Source organism: Micromonospora sp. A200, from assembly GCF_029893845.1.
GTDB classification, from domain to species: Bacteria; Actinomycetota; Actinomycetes; order Mycobacteriales; family Micromonosporaceae; genus Micromonospora; species Micromonospora purpureochromogenes.
The window spans coordinates 19,931-27,148 of the sequence record NZ_JARXXY010000055.1 but is presented as its reverse complement, the minus strand read 5'-3'; the positions used below and the strand labels follow the sequence as shown (position 1 = coordinate 27,148).

Below are 7,218 nucleotides of genomic sequence, written 5' to 3'. Positions count from 1 at the left end.
GTCCTCCTCCTGCGATGGGACACCAAGCCCGACAAGCGCATCAGGGGGACGTTCCTACGTCCTGCATCGACACGCAGAACGTCTTTCTATGCCGCGATGCGAGCGGCGGCTCGGGCGCCAAGACAGTCGCCCTCAGTTATCACGATCTCGGCCCGACTCGGACAGCGATAGTCGTTGAAGGCGATGGCCGGATCGAGGCAGGGTGCCGGACCTCCGGGATCAATCGTTGAGCGTCGTTATGGACCTGCGCACGTTCGGGCGTACCTGGTTGGGCACGCTGACCCGTACGCCGACACGTGCCGGCCAGATACGTCGTCGTCGCTAAACCCGCCCCTGATTGACCGCTGCTGCCAGCGGTGTGGCTGCTCGGCGAGAAGCACCCGCAAGCGGAGACGACGGGTATTGCTGGCACCAGTTCGGGTAGCTGGTAGGGCTCAGGTTGCCGACGGTCCAGCTTGGATTGGTGCAGGCCTCATCCGTCGGAGTGCTGTGGTGATGGCGCGGCGGCGTCGGGTGTGGCCGGCTGCGGGTCGGCCTGCGGCGGGTCGACCTCGATGAAGCCGAAGAGCCGTTCGATGAATCGCAGTGCCTGGGTGCGATAGCGGTCGGCGAAGCCGCGGCAGATCGCGGGCTGCGCGTCGGGGTGCCTGTAGTGGGGCAGTGTCGAGTGGCAGACGATGAACGACTCGCGGGCTCGGGCTTCGGCGACGAGGTCGCGCAGCCGGCCTGGCGCGAGGTGCATTTTGTTGCCGGGGGCGAACACGCAGGTGTCGCACTGCCGCGACAGCAGCCGTGACTTGCCAAGGTCGGGGTCGCCGACGCTGACGCCGGCACTGACGGTTTCGTCGGGCTCTTCGGGCTCGGACCAGCGTTTCATGATGTCTCCAGCTGCATGTGGGCAGGGGGCGACGCCATCGGCGGCGCCCCCAAGGGCATGTCGGGCTGAGCGAGGGTGGGCAGACCGCGTCTGGCGGTGGTTCAGGGCAGGAGCGGCCAGACCAGCCGCGCCGTTGCGCGGAGCCGAAATGGGTCTGGCTCGATCCGGTCAGGTGTGCGCGGCGGCTGGACGGCGAGGAGGAGCCGGTCGACGGGCGGCCAGCCGTCCGCGGCGGGCTGCCAGGCTTCGGCCTGGCTGATGCTGGCCAAGGGGCCGACCACGGTGAGCTGGGAGCGGTCATGGTCGAGGAGGACCAGCGCGACCGCTGTGCTGTCGAGGGTGCTGGTGCGGGCGGCTGCCGCAATCTCGGCTGGGATGCTCAGCCACTCGTCGGGGCTGATGTGCGGCTGGTTGGGGTGGTGCAGGGCCACGGGGGTGGTGGCGGCGATGTCGGCGTCGTGCATCGCCAGGTGGAGGGCGTAGTCGGCGGCTGCTGCACGGCCGGGGATGGGGCCGTGCAGCGACAGGGCGGCGGTGGTGGTGGCGGCGAGCAGGGCCTGGGGCCGGCGGTCTTCGGCGGTGTCGAGCAGGGCGAGGCTGACCGCGTCCCGGCTCCCGAGGTCGATCAGGATCATGGTGGGTCGGCCGGTGGTGGCGTTGTCCCAGCCGACGACTTCGAAATGGTCGCTGGTGAGGGTGAGGAACCGCTGGTAGGCGCGGTTGTTGACGTCGAAGGGGTTGTCAGTGTTGAGCATCGGATGGGCTTTCTGACGGGCGGTCAAGGATTCGATGGACGGTGGGCCGCAGGTGTCCCCAAGCCGTGGCCAGGACCACGGCGTGACCCGAGTTGGCAAGACGGGCGTGGGACGGAGTCGGCGGCTTGGCTTAGCGGGCGAGGACGGCGACGGTGTCGCCGAGGAGCAGCGGCGCGCCGTCGGGGCCTTTGATGTATGAGTGGATCCAGATGCGGTAGGGCTGCCCGTCGGCGTTGACGAGGCGTCGCCAGTGCCCGCGCACGAGGAACCGGACGCGGTAGTGCCACTTCGCTTCCCCGTCGGGGGGTTCGGCGACGGGGTTGGTGCGCCGCAGCATCACCACGCGGGTGTCGTGGCGGAGGCTGGCGTGTAACGCGCGGCGGCGGGCGGGCCGGTCCAGCGGCGGGGCGGCGACGGTGGCGATGGGTTGTTCCTGGATGCGCCAGAACGCGTAGAGCACCGCCGCGACGGCCCTCATCCGCAGCGTCGACTCGTCGATGCAGAATCGGCCGTCCGGGGCGGGCTCCCAGTCGCCGTCAAGCGGTTGGTGGTCGGTGCCGATGGCGGCGATGGGGGTGCCGATGGGGATTTCGGCGAAGGAGTTCAGCACGTAGGGGCCGAACTGTGCGGCGAGGTCCGGCGCTTCGGTGAGTTGCTGGCGGCGGCGGACGGCGGCGGGGTCGAGCGGGTCGTCGCGGTCGGCCCACCCCGTGATCCACCAACCGGTCCGGCCGCTGCCGGTGTTGTGCCATTTGGCCCAGGTGATGGCGCCGATGGACGTGACCTCGCCGTGCATGCCGCGTTCGTAGATGGGTTCGGGCAGGAACAGCACCCCGGCGTCGCTGGGGGCGACGTCGTTGCCGACGACGTCGCCGGTGAGGTCGAGGGCTTGCGCGGCGGCGGCGATGATCGCGGTCATGGCCGGGGCGAGGACGTACGGCTCGCCGTGCTGCCACGGCTCGTGCGCGACGCGGCCGAACGCGCCCAGTACGTCGCTGTGCCGGGCGGGGTAGTCGGGGTCGTGGTTGAGGCGGGGTTCGAGGAACGCCCGTAGGTACTGCTGTGCGAATCGGCTACGGGAGTATTGGGTCATGCGCAGGCGCAGGTCCACTGCCGCGCGGGCGTAGCCGGCGAGGGTCGACTCGCTGCGGAAACTCACGGTCCCTCCGAGGGGGTTGGGGGCAGCGGCGGCTGGCGCGTCGCCGCTGCCACGGGGCAGTTGTCGGTGTGCGCGGCGAGCTCAGGCGGCGCGCGGGTACGGCATCGACAGCGGTGGCGATGTGACCCCACGGGTGGGCCGGAACCAGCCGGCGAAGCCCGAAGCGGCGCCGCCGCCAGCCTGGGCGGCGACCCGTGCCAGGCCCCGAGCGAGTAGCCGGGGGCGGTTGGCGGCCTGGCACGCGCGAAGCGCGTCGCGTGCCGGCGGGCACGGATACGCCTCGCCGGTGCAGCGCAGGTTGGCGCAGCGGCCGGGCCGTTCGGGGTGGGCTTGGTGGGCGACGACGACGTCGGTGGCGAGCAGCCACAGCCGGACGTCGGTGACGGTGCGGGGTACGGCGTGTCGGTGCGGCTGCGTCATCGGGTCGTGGCCCTCCGGGATGCGGTGTCGAGGTGGCCGCCACCCCGGCCAGCGGTGTGGGGATGCCGCTGTCGGGTTCGCCGGGGCGGCGACCGCGAGCAGTGACGCTCGACTTTCCGCATAGATCAAGTCGCCGGTGACGGGCCGGGGTAGGGGTGTTCGGCGGCGGTGGGGTCGAGGTCGCCGGGGTTGGCGTCGTCGCGTTCGCGTCCGTCCCACTCGAAGTGCACGTCGAGTTCGGCGCCGGTGAGCGCTGTTTCGACGGCGGCTTCGGCGGTGTCGAAGGCGTCCTCGCGGCTGGTCGCGGTGACCTCGATGAGGATGGGCAGGGCGAGGCGGACTTGCCAGCGGCGGGGCAGCAGCGGCAGGTCCACGGCGTGCAGGACCCGGTTGGCGGCGTCGACGTCGATGTCGTGCTCGGCGACGGCGTCGCGTAGCGCGCTCCAGACGTGGGCACCAAGCTGCGCCGACGGGTCGGTGAGTTCGATTGCTGGCGGCTGTGGCTGCGGTACGGGTTGGTGCTCGTGCAGGTAGGCCTGGATCTGGGTGGCCGTGTGGGTGAGCCATCCCAGCGGGGCGGGCTGGGTGGGGTGGAAGGCGTCCCAGGCGTTGCGCAGGACGGATTCGAGGGTCGGGGGTGTGGGGGTGGTCGGCGGTGGGGCGATGGACGGTTCGGTCATCGGGTTACCTCATGTCTCGGGTAGGGCCGTGCCCCGCTGCCCGTTCTCGGGCTGCGGGGCACGGCGCGGCGGTCTGGTCAGGGCGTGGTCGTGGTAGCGCCGTCGGGTTGGCCGGCGGCGCTGGTGAGGTCGCAGGTCGCGACCAGGGCGATGTCGGTGCTGATGAGGGCTTCGCAGGTGCGCCGGAGGGCCGCGGTGGCCTTGTCGCGTTGGGCGAGGGCGGTGGTGAGGGCGCTGGCGACCCGGTCGAGGCGCTCGCGCAGGGACAGGACGGTGTCGGCGCCTGCGCGGACGTGGACGTCGCAGAGCAGGTTCGCGGCGTCGGTCAGGGCGGTGATCTGCGCCTGGGTGGCGGCGATGCTGGCGGCCTGCGACAGCAGCGCGCACACCTCGTCGGGCTGCTGCGCGCAGGCCTCGGCGAGCTCGTCCAGGGCGAGGGTGTAGCCCTGGTGTTGCAGGAGTCGGTGCAGGACGTCGAGGTGGGGTTCAGGCACGGTGTTCTCCAGGAGGGCTGGCGGGGGTCAGGGCATGTGCGGGCCGGGATTGGTCACTGGTCGAGCACGGACGGGGGCAGTCCGGCGCGGAGGGCTTGGTCGATGAGCTGCGCGAGGGTGTAGGTGGGGTCGGCGGTGAGGGCCCGGTCGAGGGCGACGGAGGCGAGGGCACCTTCGCCGCGGTGCCAGGCGGCGAAGGCGAGCAGGGTGGCGGGTGGGGCAGCGAGGGGCGGATGGACGCGGCGGGTGATGTCGGCCCATAGGGCGGTGTGCCAGGGCAGGGAGTCGGTGGCCAGCCATGCGGCGTCGCGGACGGCGGGGATGGGCAGCAGGACGGTGAGCCAGGCCAGTTCGTCGTCGGTGAGGACCTGCTCGCCGGCGTAGCGGGCGAACGCGGCCTGTACGGCCTCTTCGCCTGCGCGGATCACCCCGTCGGGGCCTTCGCTGGTGGTGATGGCGCGGCGACGGGCGTGGGCTCGTGCGGTGGCGCGGGTGACCGCGGCGCGGGTGCGCCCGGTGGCGGGCGCGACGCTGGCGACGAGGGCGGCCCGGTCGGGCAGGGCGTGGCAGCCGGCGACGATCGCCTGCATGGTCACGTCGCTGCGGTCCGGGTCGAAGGGCAACCCGTCGGCGGGGCAGCAGGCGGGTTCGGAGCACAGGTAGGAGAAGTAGCGGCCGGCGGTGACGCGCAGGGCGTCGAGCACGTCGACGCCGGCGGCGGTCAGCCGCGGGGTGACGGCGTCCATGACCGGGGTGACGGCGGCGGCCGGCCCGTAGCCGACGGTGATGGCGCGGGTGGCTGCCGCGTTGCGCAGCAGGCGCAGCTGCGCCGGCTGGATCGCCTCGGCCCACTCCGTGACGTCGCCGGGTTCGGGCAGGTCGGTGCGGCTGGCGACGACGACCTGAGGGCCGGCGCAGCCGACGAGCACGAGGCTGTTCGTGGGGTGGAAGCCGAGCAGGTAGGGCACGGCGGTGAGCAGGTCGGCGGGTGAGGCGAGCGGTAGCCGGTTGTTCGAGTGGCTCACGGTTGTCTCCCGAGGGTTCGAAGTGAGTTCCGGGCACGGCACATCTGCCGTGCCCGGGCGCGCAGAGGTGCGCAGGGGGCCGGGCAAACGGCAGGTAGCGAATGCAGGGGATAAGTCCGCCGGTGCCGCCCGGCGCGGTGCGGGTCCACCTGCCCGGCGGGGTCAGCGCGGCGAGCGGGCTGGGGTCGCCGGGGCGGGGTTGTCAGGCGCGTTCGAGGGCGGTGACGGCGGCGTCGGCGATGTGGTCGATGGCCTGCACGGGGTCGGTGATCAGGACGGTGCTGGTGTCGGTGAAGGTGTGCACGTCCAGGTCGGTGGGGCGCAGCCACAGCACAGGGCAGCCGGCGCGGTGCAGGGTGCTGACGAGTCGTTGTGCTGCCGGGATGTCGTCGAGATCGCCGTCGGAGACGACCGCGAGCATCCGCAGCCTGCCGGGTTGGCGCAGGTGCAGTAGCTCGTCGGCGAGTTTCACGGCGTCGCCGAAGGTGCTGCTGCCACCTGAGGTGTGCATGTCCTGCACGTGAGTGGGGCGGTTGCGGGGGCCGACGAGCAGGGTGACGTCGCTGCCGAAGGCGACGGTGGCGGTGACGGCGTCGCTGCTGCGGGCGGCGTGGGCGAGGATCCACCCCGCCGACGACATGGGCGCGGCGTAGGGGTGCATGGAGAAGGACACGTCGACGATGACGCCCAGGTGCAGGGTCGGCTTCGGCGGTGGCAGCGTGGCGCGCCGCTGCCACGGTGTGGCGGTCGGGATGGCGCCGGCGGCGATCTGCGCCTGGGCGGTGATCGCGTGGCGGGTGCGCAGCCGGCCGGGCGGGATGACAGTGGGCCGGGTGTCGGGTTCGGGCTGATACGTGCGGGCGCGGCGCAGCCGGGCGGCGAGGGTGCGGGCGGCGGCGCGTTCGGCGTCGGTGGGGTCGCGTCGGGTCCACGTCGCCGGGGCGGAGAATTTCGTGCTGATCTGCCGGGACCGGTATGCGGCGGGGGTGAGCCCGACCGTGTGGGCGAGGTAGTCGGTCAGGGCCTGGGCGAGCTGGCCGGCGAACATGCCCGGATCCGGCTGCGGCGGATTTGGTTGCAGGTGGGGGTGGATGCCGAGGATGCGGCACCACCGCCACGCCAGGTCGATCATGGTGTCGGCGTCGGAGTCGTCGGTGCCGTGGGCTTGCCGCCACACATCGCGTAGTTGCAGGAGCCGTCTGCGGCCGAGGACCGTGGTGACGGCGGCGCGGACGGCCTTGATGTCCTTGGCGGTGATGATGCGGGCGTCGACTCGGGCGAGGAGGAGCCCGGCGAGGTGTCCGGCGTGCCACGCGTCGTCGACGGGGGCGTCGTCGGCGCTGATCAGCGCGGTGATGGTGTGGCGTAGCCACCTGCGGTCGCCGCGTCGGCGGCTGCGCTGCCGGTACTCGATGCGGGACTCCTCGAGGACCTCGGCGACGGCGGCGACGACCGGTGGCGTGCCGGGCGGGGTACGCCACCGGCTGTGGGCGGCGTGCGCGGCCTCGTGGACGAGGAGCCCGTAGGCGGTGGGCACCAGCCGTTTGTGGCCGGCGCGTCGGGGGTTGGCGACGTCGGGGGTGCCGATGTGGGTGGCGTCGACCTCGATGCGACACGTGTCGGGGTAGAAGCAGGCGGGGGCGCCGCCGCCGGCGCCGGGAGCGACGGTGACGGTCAGGTCGTCGCGGCCGGTCAGGACCGGGATGTGCCGGGTCCACGCCGTGCTCCATTCCTGCCAGCGTGGGTCGCCGATCGCAGGGGCGGTGCCGGACTGCAGGTGTGTACGGGGATGAGGCATCAGGTTCTCC

Annotated in this window: 8 protein-coding genes; all 8 read right to left on the bottom strand. The window is 72.4% G+C overall.

Going from position 1 to position 7,218, the window contains the following annotated elements; genetic code table 11:
* Positions 1-472 precede the first annotated feature (472 nt).
* The 8 genes from M2302_RS31075 to M2302_RS31040 all read right to left on the bottom strand — a co-directional run bounded on the left by M2302_RS31075 (position 473) and on the right by M2302_RS31040 (position 7,208).
* The gene (locus M2302_RS31075; RefSeq protein WP_280841367.1) at positions 473-877 is read right to left on the bottom strand and encodes a hypothetical protein; all 405 of its coding nucleotides are present in this window, start codon (positions 875-877) and stop codon (positions 473-475) included.
* Between the two features lie 101 nt (positions 878-978).
* Positions 979-1,632, bottom strand: a complete 654-nt coding sequence (locus M2302_RS31070; protein WP_280841366.1) for a hypothetical protein — start codon at positions 1,630-1,632, stop codon at positions 979-981.
* Positions 1,633-1,762: 130 nt separating this feature from the next.
* Positions 1,763-2,791, bottom strand: coding sequence for a hypothetical protein (locus M2302_RS31065; RefSeq protein WP_280841365.1), 1,029 nt, complete (start codon positions 2,789-2,791; stop codon positions 1,763-1,765).
* 81 nt (positions 2,792-2,872) lie between these two features.
* Entirely contained in the window at positions 2,873-3,211 is a 339-nt protein-coding gene (locus tag M2302_RS31060; protein WP_280841364.1) for a hypothetical protein, read from the bottom strand.
* 125 nt (positions 3,212-3,336) lie between these two features.
* Positions 3,337-3,891: a hypothetical protein gene (locus tag M2302_RS31055; RefSeq protein ID WP_280841363.1), complete on the bottom strand. Its 555-nt coding sequence runs from the start codon at positions 3,889-3,891 to the stop codon at positions 3,337-3,339.
* Positions 3,892-3,968: 77 nt separating this feature from the next.
* A complete protein-coding gene (locus tag M2302_RS31050) occupies positions 3,969-4,385 on the bottom strand; it encodes a hypothetical protein (protein WP_280841362.1) in 417 nt (138 codons plus the stop codon).
* Positions 4,386-4,438: 53 nt separating this feature from the next.
* Positions 4,439-5,410: a DUF4192 domain-containing protein gene (locus M2302_RS31045; RefSeq protein WP_280841361.1), complete on the bottom strand. Its 972-nt coding sequence runs from the start codon at positions 5,408-5,410 to the stop codon at positions 4,439-4,441.
* Between the two features lie 202 nt (positions 5,411-5,612).
* A complete protein-coding gene (locus tag M2302_RS31040; RefSeq protein WP_280841360.1) occupies positions 5,613-7,208 on the bottom strand; it encodes a VWA domain-containing protein in 1,596 nt (531 codons plus the stop codon).
* Positions 7,209-7,218: the final 10 nt, after the last annotated feature.

What these genes read in the sequence shown, in the direction of transcription:
- M2302_RS31075 (WP_280841367.1), bottom strand. Translation starts at nt 877, where the DNA reads ATGAAACGCTGGTCCGAGCCCGAAGAGCCCGACGAAACCGTCAGTGCC.
- M2302_RS31070 (WP_280841366.1), bottom strand. Translation starts at nt 1,632, where the DNA reads ATGCTCAACACTGACAACCCCTTCGACGTCAACAACCGCGCCTACCAG.
- M2302_RS31060 (WP_280841364.1), bottom strand. Translation starts at nt 3,211, where the DNA reads ATGACGCAGCCGCACCGACACGCCGTACCCCGCACCGTCACCGACGTC.
- M2302_RS31055 (WP_280841363.1), bottom strand. Translation starts at nt 3,891, where the DNA reads ATGACCGAACCGTCCATCGCCCCACCGCCGACCACCCCCACACCCCCG.
- M2302_RS31040 (WP_280841360.1), bottom strand. Translation starts at nt 7,208, where the DNA reads ATGCCTCATCCCCGTACACACCTGCAGTCCGGCACCGCCCCTGCGATC.